Source organism: Neisseria flava, from assembly GCF_982712965.1.
On record NZ_CEXQBZ010000010.1, the window covers coordinates 1 to 18,771 of the forward strand.

An 18,771-nucleotide genomic window follows, 5' to 3' on the forward strand; every position below is an offset into this window, starting at 1 on the left:
AAACGCCAAGTGTTTTATTCTTGAATCTGTTCAAACCACTGATACACTAGTGTTGCACTTGAAATCCGAATCCAAGGACCTTTTTTCAGATGACCTTAAAAGAAGTAATTCGCCAGCAGCAAACCGAATGCCAAACTGAACACCATGCTCAAGAGGCCGGGAATCATAAAGCTGTGGTTGAAAATAAATTTGCCGATTTTGGTCGAACCCGTGCTGTCAAAATCAATCGCCGCGATAATCGGACCGTAGTTCGGGATGAAGAAATAGCCGTTCACCGCGACAAACGTGCCGATGATAATCGGAGCGGGAATGCCCAGCGAAATACCGATGGGGAACAGCGTTGCAACGGTCGCCCCTTGGCTGTTGACCAAGACGGACAAAATGAACAGGGCAAACGCAAAAGTCCACGGCGCGGTTTCGACCAAATGCGACACGGTTTCTTTGACTTCGGCCAAATGACCGTGCATCAATGTGTCGCCCAGCCATGCCACGCCGAATACGGCGATAACGGCGCGCATCCCCGCATGGAACACCGAGCCTTTGGTAATCGCGTTACCATTCGGTTTGCAAAGCAGGATAATCAGCGCGGCAGCGGAAAGCATGACGATTTCGATGGTGTGCGCCATGCCCATCAGTTTAGCCCCTTCTTCCGTTTGGAAGGTCGGGCGCAACTCCGGTACGGCACCCATGACCACCACCAGCAACGCAGCAGCAAGGAAAATCCCGACTGAAAGTTTCGCCTCTTTGCTGACGGGCGCATTGGATACTTCAACCGAATCTTTTTCATTGGCTTTTACATATTCCGGGTCTTTCAGCAACGCCTGATAATGCGGGTCGTCTTTCAACTCTTTGCCGAGCTTGTTGACGAATACGCAGGCGAGACCGATACCGAGAATAGTTGAAGGAACAGTCACTTTCAGCACATCAGCCATGGTAATGTGTTGAGGCTCAAGGTAGGTAACGCAGGCAACGACCGCGGCCGCAATCGGGCTGGCAACAATGGCAAATTGTGACGCGATGACCGCCATCGTCAACGGGCGCGACGGGCGGATACCGTTGCGGCGGCTGACTTCGGCAATAACGGGCAATACCGAATATGCGACATGTCCTGTACCTGCCAATACGGTAAACAGGTATGTGACCGCAGGCGCGATGAAGGTAATGTATTTCGGATTGCGGTGTAAAACGCGGGTGGCGATTTTAATCATGTAGTCCAAGCCGCCGCTTGCCTGCATCGATGCGGCGGCAGAAACGACCGCCATAATCATCAGCATCACGTCAATCGGCGGACTGGTCGGCTCAAGATGAAAACCAAAGGCCAAAACCGCCAGCCCGACACCGCCGAGTACGCCCAAACCGATACCGCCGACCTGCGCGCCGATTAAGATACACACCAGTACGATGGCGAACTGGATAAAAAACATTGTGGACATGAACACTCCGTAATTTGAGGATATAAAGCAAATATCAGCTTCAGGCTAGTCACACCAATACCGATGGAGCAAATATTCAATATTTTCAACAGACAAAAAGACAAAAAGAGGATGAAGTCATTTGCCTATAAAATACAAAAACTTCATCTTTTAATATGGTAGGAATTATAAATCAGGCAGATTCGCTTAACAATATTTTACTGTAATAAAAATACATTTATTTCACTTGACCAGCGCTTTTCAGACGACGTTTACGGATATTATGCTGTATGATTCGCCAAGTTCTTTCATCATTACGTTAAACTCATTTCACTCTATAAAATGACAATATGAAATCCATCTTCATCTGGCTGGTAATATTAGCGGGCGCGCTTGGTCTGTTTTATTACCAGCAAAATCGCTATTTCTTTTCAGATGACCTTATCCACCCGCAAGCCGGTCAAGACCGTTCGTCCGTAGAATCTTTAAGCGGCTTGGGTTACCTTAATTTTTTGCGTGCCGCTGCCGGTTTGAATTCTCTGTCGAATTCCCCGGTATTGGAACGCTCAGCCCGAAGGCACGCCAAATATCTGCTGATCAATCCTGAAGACGGCCATGACGAAAAACATCGAAACAATCAATTTTACACAGGGTACAAGCCCTCCGACCGCGCCCGCAAGGCCGGCTATTATTTCGATGGGGTTCATGAAAACATCAGCACGGGCGAGTACCGCCATCAGGATGGATTTAAAAACACACTTGTCCTGCACGAGCAAACCGATGCCCTGATGACAGCCATTTACCACCGTTTTTCTTTGCTTGATCAAAATATTGACGAAGCGGGCGTAGCTGTTGAGCATGGCAACGGAAAAACCGCCGTCGTCGTCAATCAGGGCAACCGGGAATTCAATCATTGGTGTTCGTTAGGGCGATCTTATCCGGAAGCAGGCCGCCGTTTCTATAAAAATTCTTGTTTCAATGGCTCTATCGTTTACGCCGACGAAATTAAAAATCAAACAAAATTAGCGTATATCGCTTATCCGAAGGGAAATTTTGCCGCGCCGGATTTTTACGGCGAACATCCTGATCCCATGCCCGGTTATGAATTTACCGGAAATCCCGTCAGCATTGCATTTTCAGACGATGGGGGCGAAGTCAAGATGCTGTCGTTCAAACTTTATCAAGGCAAAAACGAAATCGACAAAACCAAAATTTTGGATAAATACACAGATCCAAACGGACAGTTGACCGACAAACAATTCGCGCTTTTCCCACTATCGCCGCTCGAATACGACACTGCCTACCGCGCCGTATTCGAATACAGTCAAAACGGTAAGAAACAGAAAGCAGAATGGACATTCAAAACCAAAAAGCCCGATTATCCTTATTTTGTCGTTAATGGCGGAGAAACGCTTGCCGTCAAACCGGATAACATTTATTTCATTCATTGGAAAAATCACTGGTGTCTTCGCGAGTGCGAAAAAATCACATTCCGCCCGCGAGGTGATGCAAAGCTTGAGGTTTTGGAACGCAAACCCGGAGGCTTCCTCGTGCGCCTCAAAGGAAAAACCGGCACAGCCGTGCGCCTGATGCCGAATGAAGAAACCGAAAAAGCAGTTGTCCTGCTTATCGAGTAAGCCTGATAAAGCAAAAGCCAAAAGGTCGTCTGAAACAGGCGTTTCCGTTTCAGACGACCTTTTATCGAAATTAACCTGCAAAACTGATAGAATGACCCGACTTCAAGTTCAGCAACCCTTGCGCAGCCACGAGCCGTCATCACAAAATCAATGCCAATACCCGCTAGGCCTTCATTTCTATCGCTTTAATGGTTTCGGCGTTTTTAATATTTGCAGGACTGATGATTTACCTTTGGGCTTAATCGGGCAGACGAGGATAAATTTGATACGCCTGTCCCTTTATTTATTTAATTTTGCTGTTTGCTGCGGCCGGGGGCGTTTTTTCCATCAGAGTTGCGTGGCTGCGTAAAAAATCCGGAGTATGACCGTGAACGAAAACAACCTCATTCCGACGGAAATCCGTTTGTCGAAAGACCGTGCATCGTTGACGCTGCGTTACGATGCTGATGAAAAACCACTTTCCGCAGAGTTTTTGCGTGTTTATTCGCCCAGTGCGGAAGTGCGCGGACACGGCGTAGGGCAGGAGGTTTTACAAACCGGAAAGGCAAGCGTTACCGTTGCTGATTTGGAGCCGGTCGGTAATTACGCCTTGAAAATCACTTTTTCAGACGGCCACAACAGCGGTTTATACGACTGGGCCTATCTGCACAAACTGGCGCACAATTACGACGCGCTGTGGGCGGACTACCTGCGCCGTATGGAGCTGGCTGGTGCGTCCCGTATTCCTTCTCCTGACGATTTGAATGCCGAACCGAAATCCGGCCATACCTGCGGCAGCGGAGGTTGTGGCGGAAGACATTGACGAAAAGGTCGTCTGAAAATATGGAGATGCAATTTTTAGGTACCAAAGCAGGCTGCGCACGACGTTTTAAGATGGGACAGGCGAAAAATATATTTCCTGCGTCGAAAATGCTTGGCGATTTCGACGTATTCAATATCTGAATTCACATTATTTTAATTTTAAATTTATCAAAAGGCAGGCAACATGAGCGACCACAAAACCCATTTTGGTTTCAGTACCGTAGATGAGAACGAAAAGGCAGGCAAGGTAGCCGAAGTATTCCATTCGGTAGCGAAAAACTATGACATTATGAACGATGTGATGTCCGGCGGTCTGCACCGTGTTTGGAAGCATTTCACCATCAATACCGCACGCTTGAAAAAAGGCGACAAAGTATTGGATATTGCCGGCGGTACGGGCGATCTGTCTCGAGGCTGGGCCAAACGAGTGGGAAAAGAGGGCGAAGTCTGGCTGACTGACATCAATTCTTCGATGCTGACCGTCGGACGCGACCGACTGCTCAACGAAGGGCTGATTCTGCCCGTATCGCTGGCTGATGCTGAAAAATTACCGTTTCCCGACAACTATTTCAATCTTGTTTCCGTCGCCTTCGGTCTGCGCAACATGACACACAAAGATGCCGCGCTGAAAGAGATGTACCGTGTGTTGAAACCGGGTGGCACGCTGCTGGTATTGGAGTTTTCCAAAGTCTATAAACCGCTGGAAGGCGTGTACGACCTGTATTCCTTCAAGCTGCTGCCGGTTATGGGCAAACTGATTGCAAAAGATGCCGACAGCTATCAATATCTGGCTGAATCCATCCGTATGCATCCCGACCAAGAAACTTTGAAACAGATGATGCTGGACGCAGGGTTCGACAGCGTGGACTATCATAATATGAGCGCAGGGATTGTAGCATTGCATAAAGGCGTGAAATTTTAGGGAATAAAATTCTAAGATATCCATAAACAAAAAAAAGGCCATCTGATAATTAAGATGGTCTTTAAAATACTACTATCGAATAAATTTGACATAATATACATTATGCGAATTTATACATTATGCCTTACTTTGTAAATGTCCATCCTGCATGGTCATTACTCTTTCAAACCGCATGGCAAGCTCATCATCATGAGTAACAACAATCAGGCTTGTATTTAATTCTGTTTTCAGATCCATCATCATGTCCAAAATGTTTTGGGCATTTTTCCTATCTAAATTACCTGTCGGTTCATCAGCCAGAAGGCATTTGGGGCGTGTAACTAAGGCTCTTGCGATGGCAGCACGTTGTCTTTCGCCTCCTGACAGTTCGCTTGGACGGTGTAATATCCTTTGTTTCAATCCAACTTTTTCAAGCATATCGGCAGCTTGCGTTTCTGCTTCCGCTTTGTTTTTTTTGCCGATTAAAAGCGGCATCATTACGTTTTCAAGTGCAGAAAATTCAGGCAGCAAATGATGGAATTGGTAAACAAAACCCAGATAATTATTGCGCAATTCTCCCAGTTGTCTCTGAGACATATCGCTTATGTCTTGATTCATCAAGGTAATTTTCCCCTCTGATGGTTTATCCAAGCCGCCTAAAATATGTAAAAGGGTTGATTTACCGCTACCTGACGAACCGATAATACTGATACCTTCTCCTTCTTTTACTTCAAGATTCAGGTTTTTCAATACTTGTACATTTAATGAGCCGTCCCGGTAACTTTTTCCGATATTTGTGCATTTCAATACTATATTGTTATTCATATCGTAAGGCCTCCGCCGGTTGTGTTTTAGCTGCACGCCAACTTGGATAGAGTGTGGCAAGGAATGCCAATCCTAAAGAAATACAGGAAATAACCGCCACATCTCGCATGTTTACGTCGCTGGGCAAATAGTCGATAAAATAGATTTGTGAGTTGATAAGGTGGACGCCGAAAAGTTTTTCAAAGAATGCAACGATTTTGCCAACGTTCCAACCGAGTAATACGCCGCATACCACGCCGATAAGCGTTCCAAAAAAGCCTGCAAAAGCCCCTTGCACCATGAAAATTTTCATAACTCCTGATGGAGCAAGACCCAATGTGCGCAAAATGGCAATATCGGCTTGTTTCTCCGTTACCGCCATCACTAAGGACGATACCAAATTGAAGGCTGCAACGGCGATAATCAACGTCAGGATGATGAACATCATGCGTTTTTCCAACTCTACTGCTTCAAAGTAGCTGCGGTTATTGAATGTCCAGTCTCTAACCCAAATTGAATCTTTTTTGGAAGGCGGGATTAAATTTGCAGTAAACGAGGGAGCATTTTGCGGGTCAGCCAGTTTCAGGCGCAGCCCGCCGAAATTTTCACCCAATCTATACAATACTTGGGCATCTTGGATATGCGTCATCGCCAGGGAATTGTCTACTTCATATACGCCTGTTTTAACTAAACCTACAACGTTGAACTGTTTCAGACGAGGTACGACGCCTGCGGGGGTAACATTGCCCTCAGGGGTGATAACGGTAACTTTTCCTCCGACTTCCGCGCCTAAAGCTTGAGCCAAGCCTTCTCCTAAAATAATATCGAAGTTACCGGGTTTCAGACTGTCGAAACTGCCCGCAGGCATATCTTTTCCATAATCTACAACATTCTTTTCTTCGGATGGTAAGATGCCGCGGATTTGAACCCCTCTAACTTCTCCCGCATTGGCAAGCAAGGCTTGATCGGATATATAAGGCGCACTTGCCAATACTTCTTTCTTATCTTTGACGATTTCACGAAGGTTTTGCCATCCTAACCCATTGCCATTATCGTAATAACCGATTTCAGCATGAGGGGCGACATTCAGTAACTGCCCTCTGATTTCCTTTTGAAAACCGTTCATTACAGACAGCACGGTAATCAGCGCGGTAACGCCTAATGCAATACCGATAATTGAAATCATGGTAATAAACGACATGAATCCATTGCGTTTTTTCGCCCTGAGATAGCGAAGTCCGATCCATGTTTCCAAAGAAACCATCCGAATGCTCCAGTGTATGTTGAAAATCGGATATTGTACCGTAAAATATCGCCCTAGTCCGAGTCATTCCGATAAGCCGACATCCGTATGTAAATGCCGACGGTCAAACTGCCAAATACCGTAAATTTCGCCCTGAGGCTTGCATAATCCGTCATATGGCCTTATTCTGAGCAAACGGTACATACTACCGATATTAAAAAAGGAAACAACCTCATGAAAATCAGTAAAATTTTGGTTTTGCCCATCATTGCTGCCGTCTTGGCTTTGAGTGCCAATTCATACGCAAAAGAAATCAAAATTAGTTCAAATAACACATCTTACTCTGATGCAGACGTCCAAAAACTGGCTGCAACTGCAGTCGGGATGGGTGTTAAAGAGCCTGTCAGCCTGAATGCGGGTAGCGGGATTGTTACCGTATCTGGCAACAGCGCGACAACCTGTACATTTAAAGTCGGCAGCGGTTCGTCTCCGCAAATTCAAGGCGTAAACTGTAAATAATTTATCCGATTGATTTGCTACATCATGTTTTCATAACAAAGGTCGTCTGAACATTTTCAGACGACCTTTGTCATTGTTAGCGTTGTTTGTCATTATTAGCGTTGATTGTCCTACTCTTCCGTCGAATCGGTTTTCAACATACGCCGTTCATATACTGCCTGTGCCAAAGTGCCCGCATCGACGTATTCAAGCTCTCCGCCTAAAGGAATGCCTCGTGCAAGACGGCTGACTTTATAGGGCAAAGGTTTGAATAATTCCGCCAACACATAGGCTGTCGCATCACCTTCGGCGGTAAAGTTGGTTGCGATAATAATTTCTTCCACTTCGCTGTTTTGCAGGCGCGCAACCAGTTTGTCTAAAGAAATATGAGAAATATCCATGCCTTGGGCAGGACTGACCTGCCCCATTAAAAGGAAATAAAGTCCGTCATGGCAATTGGCTGTTTCCATATTAGAAACATCGGCAGGCATATGAACTATCATCAGCCTGCGGGGATCACGGTTGGCATCGGAACAAATCTCGCATAAATCACTTTCGCAAAAATTGTTGCACATCCGGCAATGTTGAACTTGCAACAAAGCGTATTGTAAAGCCTCAACCAAATTTTCGGCTTCCTGCCGTTTATGCTGCAAAAGTTGATGTGCCATCCTTTGTGCAGACTTGGGACCTACATTGGGCAGAACTTTCAAAGCGTTAATCAGGCGTGTCAACGCATCGGGTGATTTACTCATTTTTTCAGACGACCTTTGAAGGCTTTGTAAACGAAACGGTCGGGAATATCCGACCGTTTGCTTAAAATGTGCCGTTTTATTCGGCAGAATTATCCAGTTTTTGCGAACCTTGAACCTGCTCAATCTGCTTACTCAGATATTGCAGCAACCGGCTGAATATATTGGCAGATTGATTTTGTACCAAAGCCTGTTTGGCGACGGGAATTTGTGCCGAAACATTTTCCGGTGCAGCAATGCTTTGAACTTCCATAATAACCGGCGAAGGCAGCCCTTCCAACAAAGCAAAAGCCGGTTTGCCATTCGCAGGGCGGGCTTTGATCAATTCGTTGTAGGCTTCGGGCGGCATGGATTTTCGAGCGTCCTGTGCTGACAACTGCTCAACGGGCGACCATTGTAAATCTACGTTCTTTCCTGCTTTCAAGTCCGCCAAAGTTTCTTGCGCTTTCTTCTCGGCAAGTTTAACCGATTCGCTACGGACATAGGCAGCCTGAACTTTATCTCTCGCTTCGGTAAATCCGGCTGTTTTTTCTTCACGGACTTCTTTGGCGCGAACGACCCAAACAGTATTGTTGTCAATATTGATAATGTCTGAATTGTGTTTTTTCTTCAAGACATCTTCGCTGAATGCCGCGCTAATCAACGCATCGGGCATACCTGCCGCTTTGGCATCGGCCTGCGTCAGCCATTGATCGGAAGTTTCGATTTTCAAACCTAGTTTTTTCGCCGCCTCATCTAAGGAATTCGGATGATTAAACGCTTCTTCAGCAAGGTTTTCTTTGGCGGCATTAAAATCAGCGGAGGCTTTTTTAAGTTTCAAAGCAGCCTCAATGCGTGCTTTTTCTTTGTCAAACTCAGGCTTAGGAGCATTTTGTGGCAATGCGGCAACTTCTTCGTCAAATGCTTTTTTGACTTCATCCGCACTGACGCTTTGCTTCTCCGCCAAATGAGCTGCATTCAGGGCAACGTATTCAAGCTTCACAGCTTGGGGAATCAGATAATCTTTTTTATGCGATTCATAATAACGTTGCAAAGTGGCATCATCCGTTTTGACTTGTGCCGCAAATGTTTCCGGGCTGAATGTAAATGAACGGATGGTACGGTTTGACTGAGTCAGCTTAATCAGCTGCTCTGCTTGAGAATCGCTGATAATTGCCCCGTTCTGAACCAAGTTAATCAAATTTTGTAAGGCAAACTGCTCTCGTAAATCATCGATAAATTGGTCTTCGGACATATGGCGTTGGCTCAGATATTGCGTAAACAATGCCTGACTGAATTTACCGTTGGCATCATGAAATGCCGGATCATCGACAATAGCCTGCTTAACCTGATCCATAGACACATCTATGCCCATCATCTTTGCACCCTCTTTCAGATAGGCACGCTGAACCAGTCCGCTAAATATAGCTTCGCGGCTTTGCCCGCCGCCTACGGCCTGTTCCGCCTGTACGGCATTATTCAAGGTATGGTCGCTTATTTTTTCGCTGCCGACCTTGACGATATAGTCGGAGCCGGAGTTTCTCGCAGTTTCAACACCAAAGCCGATAAAGGTCAACGCAATCAGACCCAGTAGGATTTGGGCGGGAGTTTTATATTTTTCAACGGTATGGAACATATTGGTTTGAGGGCGTAATGGTTAATGGCAAACGCGCATTGTAGCGTTTTTTCAAGGACTCCGCATCTTTCAGACGACGTTTTATTCCGAAAAAATCTTCTGATAGTTTTCAACAGAAAATCCGACGTAAACCCTGCCCTCTTTACGCAAAACCGGACGTTTGATCAAACTTGGATTTTCCGCCATCAGTTGAACTGCCTCGTCCAGATTATTTTCGGCTGCTTGACGGTCTGCATCGTCAAGTTTGCGCCATGTCGTACCACGTTTGTTGAGCAGGATTTCCAAAGGAACCTGTTCCAACCATTGACGGATAACTGCCTCGCTTGGGGCGTTTTTCTTAAAATCGGAAAATTCGTACACAATATTATTTTCAGCCAACCAGTTGCGTGCCTTTTTAACTGTGTCGCAATTTGTGATTCCGTATAATTCAATCATGCTGTTTCTTTCTTGCTGATGCTTGGTAAGCTCTCATTTTACTACATTCCCCAAGTGAAATAAGCTAGAATACCTATCCACAATCCCTTAATTGGGAAACAGGTTATAGAAGGATTCCCTATGCAAAGCCGTTTACCTTTTTTCAGCGTCATCCGTGTCGGCGGAGAAGATCGCGCTTCATTTCTCCATGGCCAACTATCCAATGACATTAATCACTTACCTGTAAATCATGCCTGCTACGCGACTTACAACACACCTAAGGGGCGTGTTTTGGCGAATATGGTTGTATTAAACCGAGGGGAAGATTTATTGCTGGTTATGGCGGCGGATTTGGCTGAATCTATCGTGAAACGGCTACGTATGTTCGTATTGCGCGCTAAAGTCGAATTTACCCCCCTACCCGATTTTGCCGTTGCAGGTATGCTCGATGAAAGCTGCCCTGCTACCCCGCCCGACTCACCCAGCCTTTCTTTCGAGGCATTACTGGAAAACGGTGTATATACCATTCCCCTGCCCCATAAAGGTCGTCTGAAAATCGGTGAGGCGTCGCTGCTGCCCGAATATGATGCCCAAGCCGAAAATGCGTGGAATCTGCACGAAATCCGCAGCGGCTATCCATGGATTTCTGCTGCGACCAAAGAAACCGCTGTTGCGCAAATGCTCAACCAACACATCATCGGCGGCGTACATTTCAAAAAAGGCTGCTATCCCGGTCAAGAAATTATTGCGCGCGCCCAATATCGCGGCCAAGTAAAACGCGGGCTGGCGGTATTGAGCGGAGATTCATTGGAAGCAGCAGGTATAGGCGTGGTTTCCGAAGGTGCGGAAGCCGGACAAATCATCAACACTGCGCTAACTGAAAATGGCAGCTTAAGCCTTGCCGTCATCAAGTTTTCCGCAGCGCAATCTCCTCTTACGGATGCAGACGGTAACATATTGAAACAGGAAAAACTTTTCTTTTCCGTTTCTGAAGAATAGCCTGTCCAAGATAACAAGGTCGTCTGAAATCTTTCGGAATAAGGTTTCAGACGACCTTTTGTCCCCTCCTTACATCCCTTTTCGACGGCTGTTATATAATTCTTCCTCACACACTCCCCTACTCTTTCCCCATGAAACTCAACCCCCAACAGCAAGCCGCCGTCCAATACCTCGGCGGGCCTCTGCTCGTGCTTGCCGGCGCCGGCAGCGGCAAAACCGGCGTGATTACGCAAAAAATCAAGCATTTGATTGTCAATGTCGGCTATCTGCCGCATACCGTCGCCGCGATTACCTTCACCAATAAAGCCGCCACGGAAATGCAGGAGCGCGTCGCCAGAATGCTGCCCAAATCGCAAACGCGCGGGCTGACGATTTGCACGTTCCACTCTTTGGGTATGAAGATTCTGCGCGAAGAGGCGAACCATATCGGTTACAAAAAAAACTTTTCCATCCTTGATTCCACCGACAGCGCAAAAATCATCGGCGAACTCTTGGGCGGCACGGGAAAAGAAGCCTTATTCAAAGCGCAGCATCAGATTTCCCTGTGGAAAAACGATTTAAAAACGCCGGAAGACGTGCTTCAGACGGCCTCAAACGCTTGGGAAGAACAAATCGCGCGCGTGTATGCGAGCTATCAGGAAACTATGCAAAGCTATCAGGCAGTGGACTTCGACGACTTAATCCGCCTGCCCGCCGTGCTGTTGCAGCAAAACAGCGAAGTGCGCAACAAATGGCAGCGGCGGCTGCGTTATCTGTTAGTTGACGAATGCCAAGACACCAACACCTGCCAATTTACGCTGATGAAGCTGCTGACCGGCGCGGAAGGCATGTTTACCGCTGTCGGCGACGACGACCAGTCCATCTACGCTTGGCGCGGCGCGAACATGGAAAACCTGCGCAAAATGCAGGAAGATTATCCACAAATGAAAATCATCAAGCTGGAGCAAAACTACCGTTCCACCGCGCGGATTCTCAAAATCGCCAACAAAGTCATTGAAAACAATCCCAAGCTGTTCACCAAAAAACTTTGGTCGCAGTTCGGCGAAGGCGAAATCGTCAAAGTCGTCGCCTGCCAAAACGAGCAACACGAAGCCGACTGGGTCGTCAGCCAAATCGTCAAACAGAAGCTGGTCGGCGGCGACAAAACCCAATACGCCGATTTCGCCGTGTTATACCGCGGCAACCATCAGGCGCGGATTTTTGAAGAAGCCTTACGCAGCGCGCGCGTTCCTTACCAACTCTCTGGCGGACAAAGCTTTTTTGACAAAGCCGAAATCAAAGACGTTTTGTCCTATTTGCGCCTGCTTGCCAACCCCAACGACGATCCTGCCTTCCTGCGCGCCGTTACCACACCCAAACGCGGCATCGGCGATGTAACGCTCGGCAAACTCAACACCTACGCGCACGAACACGAATGCAGCCTGTATGAAGCCGCGCAAACCGAAGAAGCCCTCGCGTTACTGAACAATACCAACCGCCAACACCTGCAAACCTTTATGAATATGTTCGGCGGCTACCGCGCCAAAGCCGAAACCAGCGAAGCAGGCGAACTCATCAACAGCCTGCTCAAAGAAATCGACTACGAAAACCACCTGCTTGCCAGTGAGGAAGGCAAAGCAGGCGAAATCAAATGGCGCAACGTCAGCGACCTGACCGGCTGGTTGGCGCGCAAGGGCGAACAAGACGGCAAAAACATCATCGAACTTGCCCAAACCGTCGCCCTAATGACGCTCTTGGAAGGCAAAAGCGAAGAAGAAGTCGATGCCGTCAAACTCTCGACCCTGCACGCCTCCAAAGGCTTGGAATACCCCTACGTCTTCCTCGTCGGCTGCGAAGAGGGCATCCTGCCGCACAACGACAGCATCGAAGAAGAAAACGTCGAAGAAGAACGCCGCCTGATGTACGTCGGCATCACCCGCGCCAAACGCCAGCTTACGCTGACCCACTGCGTCAAACGCAAAAAACAAGGCACATGGCAGTTCCCCGAACCCAGCCGCTTCATAGACGAAATGCCGCAGGAAGACATCAAGATTTTAGGGCGCAAAGGCGGCGAACCGATTGTGAGCAAGGAAGAAGGCAGAAGTCATCTGGCGGGGATGCTGGATATGTTGGCGGCGAAAGGGAAAGGCTGAAACGAGAGATGGACCAGCAAAAGGTCGTCTGAAATAGGTTGCACATGGTACGCTTCTTTAATTTGTAGTGTTCCGGATTCCTCCTGTCAGCCTGAAAGGACAACAAATCTGTGTAAGCCTCAATAATTCAAAAGCAGCGTTGTCGAATGTAAAATACATGGCTATAATCCGCACTACAAGTTTTCCGACGGATAGCGAAAAGTCTGTCTTTCGGCTGCTCTTTTCAATTAAGGTTTTATTAAATAATGTCTTTGTTGGTTAAGGAAAAATACTAACCTTTCTTAACTGTATAGAAGATTGAAAATAATGAAATTTTTTAACCGAGTGCAGTCGGAAGACTTGCCCCACTAATCGGGGATAAAAATCAAACGGCCTTGATGGTTCATCCCATCAAGGCCGTTTTTACGTCATGTGTATTTTCAAGGTTTTTTCGATATTGAATTAAGCGCAAAACAAAACAGATTCGAGTGCGTCAAATCAAGCTGCTAGCGCATCAAATGCTCAACAAATGCCCAATAAGTCCAGATTTCCACCCTCTCCTTTTACGCTCCAAATCCATCATATCAAATCAATCCCGCTTACCGGATTGGAGGCATTTTCATATACGGTAATCAAACACTTTCCCACTTTCATCAAACACAATTTTCAAATAAGGTTTATCGACATAAAGAGGTCGTCTGAAAATCTGCCATTTCATTTTTCAGGCGACCTCTTGTTAGTACAACTCAAAAACCTCGTTATTGCCAACAAGGTTCTCAAGCTATCTTACCCGACGCGGTAAAACGCCAAGCTGCCCAAAAGGTTGGGGAAGTGTTTGACCTGTTTGTTGCCCGTCATGACCGCGCGCTCGAGGACGCGGATTTTGTTTTTGGCACACAATAAATCAAAGTCTTTGAGCGTACACCAATGGATATTCGGCGTGTCGTACCAATGGTAGGGCATGCGTTCGGAAACCGGCATATGCCCGCCGATAGCGATTTGGAAGCGGTTGCGCCAGTAGCCGAAATTTGGGAAGCTGACAATCGCCTGTTTCGCCACGCGCATGAGGCAGCGCAGGATTTTTTCGGTGTTTTGCATGGCTTGGATGGTTTGGCTCAAGACGATAACGTCAAACGTCTGATCGCCAAATTCTGCCAAACCCTGCTCCAAATCGGCTTGAATGACGTTCACGCCGCGCGACATGGCGGCGATGACGCTGTCGGTATCGATTTCGATGCCGTAGCCGCTGCATTTTTTGTGTTCCACCAAGGCCGCCAGCAATTCGCCGTCGCCGCAGCCCAAGTCTAAGACGCGGCTGCCTTCAGGAATCCAGTCGTAAATCAACTGTAAATCGTCGCGCAAATTCATGATCGGCAATCCTTGTCAACATTGTTCATATAAACCGCTACGGCGCGCATATAGGCTTCGTCTTCCATCAAAAAGGCGTCATGGCCGTGGTTGGATTTGACTTCGATATACTGCACCGGCTTGTGCGCGGCAATCAGCGCTTTGACCAGCTCTTTGGAACGCGCGGGCGAGAAACGCCAGTCAGTGCTGAAGCTGGCGACAAAGAATTTCGCTTTCACATTTTGCAGGGCGCGGGTCAGGCTGTCGCCAAAATCCGCCGCCGGATCGAAATAGTCCAAAGCCTTGGTCATAAGCAGGTAAGTGTTGGCATCAAACCGTCCGACGAATTTGTCGCCCTGATAGCGCAGATAGGATTCCACTTCGAATTCAACGCCAAAGCCGTATTGATAGCCGTTTGAACGCAAATCGCGCCCGAATTTTTTACCCAAACCGTCTTCGGCAAGATAAGTAATGTGTCCCATCATGCGGGCAATCCGCAAGCCCCGTGCGGGAACGGTATTGTGGCTGCGGTAATGTCCTTCGTTGAAATCGGGATCGGTCAAAATCGCCTGACGCGCTACATCATTAAACGCGATATTTTGCGTCGAGAGTTTCGGCGCAGACGCAATCACTAAGGCATGGCGCACGCGCTCCGGATAGGAAATCGTCCACTGCAAAGCCTGCATGCCGCCCAAGCTGCCGCCGACAACCGCCGCCCATTGTTCGATGCCGAGATAGTCGGCAAGCGCGGCTTGGGATTTTACCCAGTCCTTCACCGTAACTACCGGAAAATCCGCGCCGTATTCCCTGCCCGTTTCAGGATTGATCGACAAAGGCCCGCTGCTGCCGTCGCAGCCGCCCAGATTGTTCAAACCGACCACGAAAAAACGTTCCGTATCAATCGGTTTGCCGGGTCCGACCATATTGTCCCACCAGCCTGTGTATTTATCCTCCGCCGAATGCCTGCCCGCAACATGATGGTTGCCCGACAGCGCATGGCAGATTAAAACCGCATTGTTTTTTTCGGCATTCAGCTCGCCGTAGGTTTCAATCATCAGATCGAAACGAGGCAAAGTTTTACCGTTTTCCAAAACCAGCGGCATCTCAAACGGAATTTTTTGGGGCGTTACAATGCCCACCGAGGCATTTTGACTCATATCCTGTTCCAACAAATGCGGCGAAAAGCGTTATTATATAGCAAACGGCATGACTTTTTGACACGGTCGGACAAGCAGCCTGATGCGCTGAAACATCCTTCCCCATGCCGCCGCAACCGAACCATACTTTTTCAGACGACCTCCTCACTTCCCGATATGATAGGCAGACTTTTCCGCATATTCTTCTTTTTCGCACTTGCCGCGCTGATTATCAACCGCCTCTTCAGCCGCAAGCAAAAACGCGCCCTGCGCGATGTCACCAAAATTAGCGCATGGGTGCTGCTCGGCGCAGCTACAGCAACGCTGTTTTGGTATCTGGTCATGCTGTATTTCAAACACATTCCAAATTCTTATTGACCGAGTGTTAATAGCAAAACAAATAAAAGGTCGTCTGAAAACGCAAATCTGCATTTTCAGACGACCTCTGTCCGATTGATGGAAAAGCAGCCCGAGAGGAAATGTTTGAAACGTTACAATAAAACTGTGTTTTTTAGCATAACCGTTTTAGCAGAATAGGTACAAAACTTCAACTAGACAAACGGTATAGTGGATTAACTTAAAACCAGTACGGCGTTGCCTCGCCTTGCCGTACTAGCTGTACTGTCTGCGGCTTCGTCGCCTTGTCCTGATTTTTGTTAATCCACTATACAATAAAACTGTGTTTTTTAGCATAACCGCTTTAGCAGAATGGATACAAAACTTCGAATAAACAAACGGTACATTTGAAACACGTTTTGATGAAATTCCTGAAAACTTACCCCAAAAGTTACCCCATAAATGATAAAAATCCAAGCATACGCTAGCATAACCAAGGCGATAAAAAAGCCTTGAAACCGTTATGGCTCAAGGCTCTATGTGTATTACAGGATACTGCTGAAAATTAGGTTTGGTGGAGGCGGGGGGAATTGAACCCACCTAGCCCGTAACCAGTAGTATGTGTATAGACAAACGCCCTTGATTTAGGGCGTTTTTTATCTGTTCATATACTACTGGTTGCGGTCATTTGTGCCACAATTTGTGCCAAACCCAACGAGGGTATTCCCATTGATACTCAAACCAACCAATACAAAAAAACAAACCGCTCGGTGCCAAGTCTCGGGTCGGTCTTTCAGACGACCTTCATTATTGCTTTGGCCGTATTCGGTCTGTTGAACCAGTTGTCCGGCGGCATCGTAACCGTAGGCGGTGATTTTGCCGTCCCAGCCGGTTTCTTGGATCAGGTTGTCGGTTTGGTCGTAATTGAGACGGTAGGTTTCGCCGTTTTCGTTGGTGAGGACGGTCAGACGGCGGGCTTTGTCGTAGGCGTAGGCGAAGGTATGGCCCAGTGCGTTGGTGCGTTTGAGCGGCAGTCCGTCCACTGCGAGTTCGTAGGCGGTTTTGGCACCGAGTCCGTCGATGTGGGCGGTCAGTCGGTTGAGGCAGTCGTATTCGAAGGTTTCGTGACTGCCGTCGGGATAGTCGGTACGGACGGGGTTGCCTGCTGCGTCGTAGTGGTGGCGGGTGGTATGGCCCAGCGCGTCGGTAACGGTTTCGAGATCGCCGTATTCGGTGTAACCGAAACGGGTGGTTTCGCCGGTACAGTCGGTAAAGCAGACGAGTTGGTCGAGGGTGTCGTGGTTAACTGCTAATGAGATTGTTAAAGAACAAATGGTTCAGACGACCTCAAAGAAGATAGTGAGGTCGTCTGAAAAACAGAAACCGCGTGCATACGTACCGCACACACTCTACGTCAGAACTGAAGGTTTTGTGCGGGCTACGGCTTGCTTAATAAATTTATTGAATATTCCAATTAAAAATACTTAAATGGATAAACATTAAACAAATTATTACTTATACTATTTACTGAATTTATAAACTCAGTTTTTATATTATCCGTAAGTGTCTCTCCTTCATCTAATAGGTATTCTAAATCTCGGTATAACAAAGCCAACTGGATAAATTGTGGGAAACCTATCCCTAAATTTGTAAATCCAGATTTGGTATACTCTCCAGCATCATGATTATAATGAGAAATGGTATTATCTATTTTATTTAAAAACCATCCATCTCCCTGTCCCGCTTGTCCAATACCCCAAAAACACCTTGATATTTCAGAATAATTACACTCTAAGTATCTATTCTCATTTAAAGCTTCTTCGTAATTAAAAAGAGAAATATCAGGTATTATCTCCACCTCTTGATACTTAGTAATAAATAACAAATAGTTATTATCTAGCTTGGGAAGTTTATCTAACTTTTTAATTTCTACTTTACGTTTAATACATATATTAAAAAAATCATCGGGAAATAATTTTAATTTGAACATAAAAGTATACTCCATAAATTTTTTGATAAAAGATATTTCCTTCAATACCATATCGTTAACATTTTCCCATTCTTTTCACTGCTTTTGCATTATGCTTACTAATTCTTTCTTTCCTAGCTAAAGCCCTCAGTCTTTTTTCTAAGAACTTCTTAGCTTCAGTTTTTGATAAGTTCATTTTTTCCACTTGATCAAGAATTCCTGCCCAAGTTTTATTCCAATTTTTTCCTGTCCTAGAACTATTGGTATGGATTCCTGGTTTTTTCGTATGTTTTTCTTTTGGTAAGTTATAGTAGTATTCAGGATTATTAACATCTATATCTGCAATTTTTTTGAATCTAGCGGCAAATTCCTCAGGAAAGCCATGATGAATATCACTATTAGTATGCCTAGAGCCAACATAATTTAGCCAGTTATTTTGTAATGTTCGAGTAGGAGTTTTAGCCAATCCAAACGGATCCAGCCACTCCTGCACATTCGGCGCAAACTGATACAGGTTATATCCACCCAACAACCCAATCGGATCCTGATTCACAAATCGCCCGGCCTCAGGCTCGTAATAACGCATCAGGTTGTAATGCAGCCCGGTCTCTTCATCGAAGTATTGGTTTTGCAGTCTGAACGGCTGATGCGCATCCTTGTAAACCCGCTCGTCCTTTTTCAGACGACCCCAGGCGGTGTATTCGCCGTACCATAACAGATTACCGTGGATGTCGGTCATCTCGCGCGGGATGCCGACTTGGTCGGTGTGGAAATAGGCGAGGTATTGCGCTTCGTCTTG

At 46.7% G+C, this 18,771-nt stretch carries 19 protein-coding genes; 8 read left to right on the plus strand and 11 right to left on the minus strand.

Annotated features, from left to right (window positions below):
* Positions 1-95: 95 nt before the first annotated feature.
* On the minus strand, positions 96-1,424 hold the full coding sequence (locus tag AC5M9B_RS00850; RefSeq protein ID WP_070655516.1) for an anaerobic C4-dicarboxylate transporter family protein: 1,329 nt from the start codon (positions 1,422-1,424) through the stop codon (positions 96-98).
* Between the two features lie 338 nt (positions 1,425-1,762).
* Here AC5M9B_RS00850 and AC5M9B_RS00855 point away from each other — a divergent pair, with 338 nt between their 5' ends.
* The 3 genes from AC5M9B_RS00855 (at position 1,763) to ubiE (ending at position 4,772) form a co-directional block, all read left to right on the plus strand.
* Positions 1,763-3,049, plus strand: coding sequence for a CAP domain-containing protein (locus AC5M9B_RS00855; protein WP_070655513.1), 1,287 nt, complete (start codon positions 1,763-1,765; stop codon positions 3,047-3,049).
* A 361-nt stretch (positions 3,050-3,410) separates the two neighbouring features.
* Entirely contained in the window at positions 3,411-3,851 is a 441-nt protein-coding gene (locus tag AC5M9B_RS00860) for a gamma-butyrobetaine hydroxylase family protein (protein ID WP_016687913.1), read from the plus strand.
* 183 nt (positions 3,852-4,034) lie between these two features.
* A complete protein-coding gene (gene ubiE / locus AC5M9B_RS00865) occupies positions 4,035-4,772 on the plus strand; it encodes a bifunctional demethylmenaquinone methyltransferase/2-methoxy-6-polyprenyl-1,4-benzoquinol methylase UbiE (protein ID WP_003743261.1) in 738 nt (245 codons plus the stop codon).
* Positions 4,773-4,889: 117 nt separating this feature from the next.
* Here the strand turns inward: ubiE and lolD are convergent, their stop codons facing one another.
* Both lolD and AC5M9B_RS00875 read right to left on the minus strand, forming a co-directional pair.
* Positions 4,890-5,576, minus strand: coding sequence for a lipoprotein-releasing ABC transporter ATP-binding protein LolD (gene lolD, locus AC5M9B_RS00870; protein WP_107824837.1), 687 nt, complete (start codon positions 5,574-5,576; stop codon positions 4,890-4,892).
* Positions 5,569-6,819: a lipoprotein-releasing ABC transporter permease subunit gene (locus AC5M9B_RS00875; RefSeq protein ID WP_049229322.1), complete on the minus strand. Its 1,251-nt coding sequence runs from the start codon at positions 6,817-6,819 to the stop codon at positions 5,569-5,571. The genes lolD and AC5M9B_RS00875 overlap by 8 nt, the downstream gene beginning before the upstream one ends.
* Before the next feature lie 213 nt (positions 6,820-7,032).
* On the opposite strand from AC5M9B_RS00875, the gene AC5M9B_RS00880 reads away from it, so the two are divergent.
* Complete coding sequence (locus AC5M9B_RS00880; RefSeq protein ID WP_455007643.1) at positions 7,033-7,317, plus strand: hypothetical protein; 285 nt, start codon at positions 7,033-7,035, stop codon at positions 7,315-7,317.
* Positions 7,318-7,427: 110 nt separating this feature from the next.
* On the opposite strand, the gene recR is transcribed toward AC5M9B_RS00880, so the two are convergent.
* From recR to AC5M9B_RS00895, 3 genes are all read right to left on the minus strand, one after another.
* Complete coding sequence (gene recR / locus AC5M9B_RS00885; protein WP_455007642.1) at positions 7,428-8,048, minus strand: recombination mediator RecR; 621 nt, start codon at positions 8,046-8,048, stop codon at positions 7,428-7,430.
* Positions 8,049-8,124: 76 nt separating this feature from the next.
* On the minus strand, positions 8,125-9,660 hold the full coding sequence (locus tag AC5M9B_RS00890) for a SurA N-terminal domain-containing protein (RefSeq protein ID WP_487648102.1): 1,536 nt from the start codon (positions 9,658-9,660) through the stop codon (positions 8,125-8,127).
* Positions 9,661-9,741: 81 nt separating this feature from the next.
* The gene (locus AC5M9B_RS00895; protein WP_154885809.1) at positions 9,742-10,095 is read right to left on the minus strand and encodes an ArsC family reductase; all 354 of its coding nucleotides are present in this window, start codon (positions 10,093-10,095) and stop codon (positions 9,742-9,744) included.
* A gap of 120 nt (positions 10,096-10,215) precedes the next feature.
* On the opposite strand from AC5M9B_RS00895, the gene ygfZ reads away from it, so the two are divergent.
* Positions 10,216-11,073 (plus strand): CAF17-like 4Fe-4S cluster assembly/insertion protein YgfZ, encoded by an 858-nt coding sequence (ygfZ, locus tag AC5M9B_RS00900; protein WP_487648103.1) that lies wholly within the window; start codon positions 10,216-10,218, stop codon positions 11,071-11,073.
* Between the two features lie 131 nt (positions 11,074-11,204).
* Complete coding sequence (rep, locus tag AC5M9B_RS00905; RefSeq protein ID WP_455007639.1) at positions 11,205-13,205, plus strand: DNA helicase Rep; 2,001 nt, start codon at positions 11,205-11,207, stop codon at positions 13,203-13,205.
* A 765-nt stretch (positions 13,206-13,970) separates the two neighbouring features.
* Here rep and metW read toward each other — a convergent pair.
* Entirely contained in the window at positions 13,971-14,552 is a 582-nt protein-coding gene (gene metW / locus AC5M9B_RS00910) for a methionine biosynthesis protein MetW (protein ID WP_003743445.1), read from the minus strand.
* Positions 14,549-15,688: a homoserine O-succinyltransferase MetX gene (gene metX / locus AC5M9B_RS00915; RefSeq protein ID WP_415770979.1), complete on the minus strand. Its 1,140-nt coding sequence runs from the start codon at positions 15,686-15,688 to the stop codon at positions 14,549-14,551. Before metX ends, metW begins: the two co-directional genes overlap by 4 nt.
* A 156-nt stretch (positions 15,689-15,844) precedes the next feature.
* Here metX and AC5M9B_RS00920 point away from each other — a divergent pair, with 156 nt between their 5' ends.
* On the plus strand, positions 15,845-16,045 hold the full coding sequence (locus tag AC5M9B_RS00920) for a protein MIGRI (protein ID WP_070655491.1): 201 nt from the start codon (positions 15,845-15,847) through the stop codon (positions 16,043-16,045).
* A gap of 629 nt (positions 16,046-16,674) precedes the next feature.
* Here the strand turns inward: AC5M9B_RS00920 and AC5M9B_RS00925 are convergent.
* Positions 16,675-17,046 (minus strand): hypothetical protein, encoded by a 372-nt coding sequence (locus tag AC5M9B_RS00925; RefSeq protein ID WP_487648104.1) that lies wholly within the window; start codon positions 17,044-17,046, stop codon positions 16,675-16,677.
* On the opposite strand from AC5M9B_RS00925, the gene AC5M9B_RS00930 reads away from it, so the two are divergent.
* Positions 17,005-17,316 carry a hypothetical protein gene (locus tag AC5M9B_RS00930; RefSeq protein ID WP_487648105.1) on the plus strand — a complete coding sequence of 104 codons (312 nt, stop codon included), beginning with the start codon at positions 17,005-17,007 and terminating at the stop codon, positions 17,314-17,316. The two genes, AC5M9B_RS00925 and AC5M9B_RS00930, sit on opposite strands and share 42 nt — an antisense overlap.
* A 161-nt stretch (positions 17,317-17,477) precedes the next feature.
* On the opposite strand, the gene AC5M9B_RS00935 is transcribed toward AC5M9B_RS00930, so the two are convergent.
* Positions 17,478-17,993 carry a hypothetical protein gene (locus AC5M9B_RS00935; protein WP_487648106.1) on the minus strand — a complete coding sequence of 172 codons (516 nt, stop codon included), beginning with the start codon at positions 17,991-17,993 and terminating at the stop codon, positions 17,478-17,480.
* A 55-nt stretch (positions 17,994-18,048) separates the two neighbouring features.
* Positions 18,049-18,771, minus strand: a 723-nt coding sequence (locus AC5M9B_RS00940) for an RHS repeat domain-containing protein (protein WP_487648107.1), incomplete at its 5' end; no start/stop codon positions are given.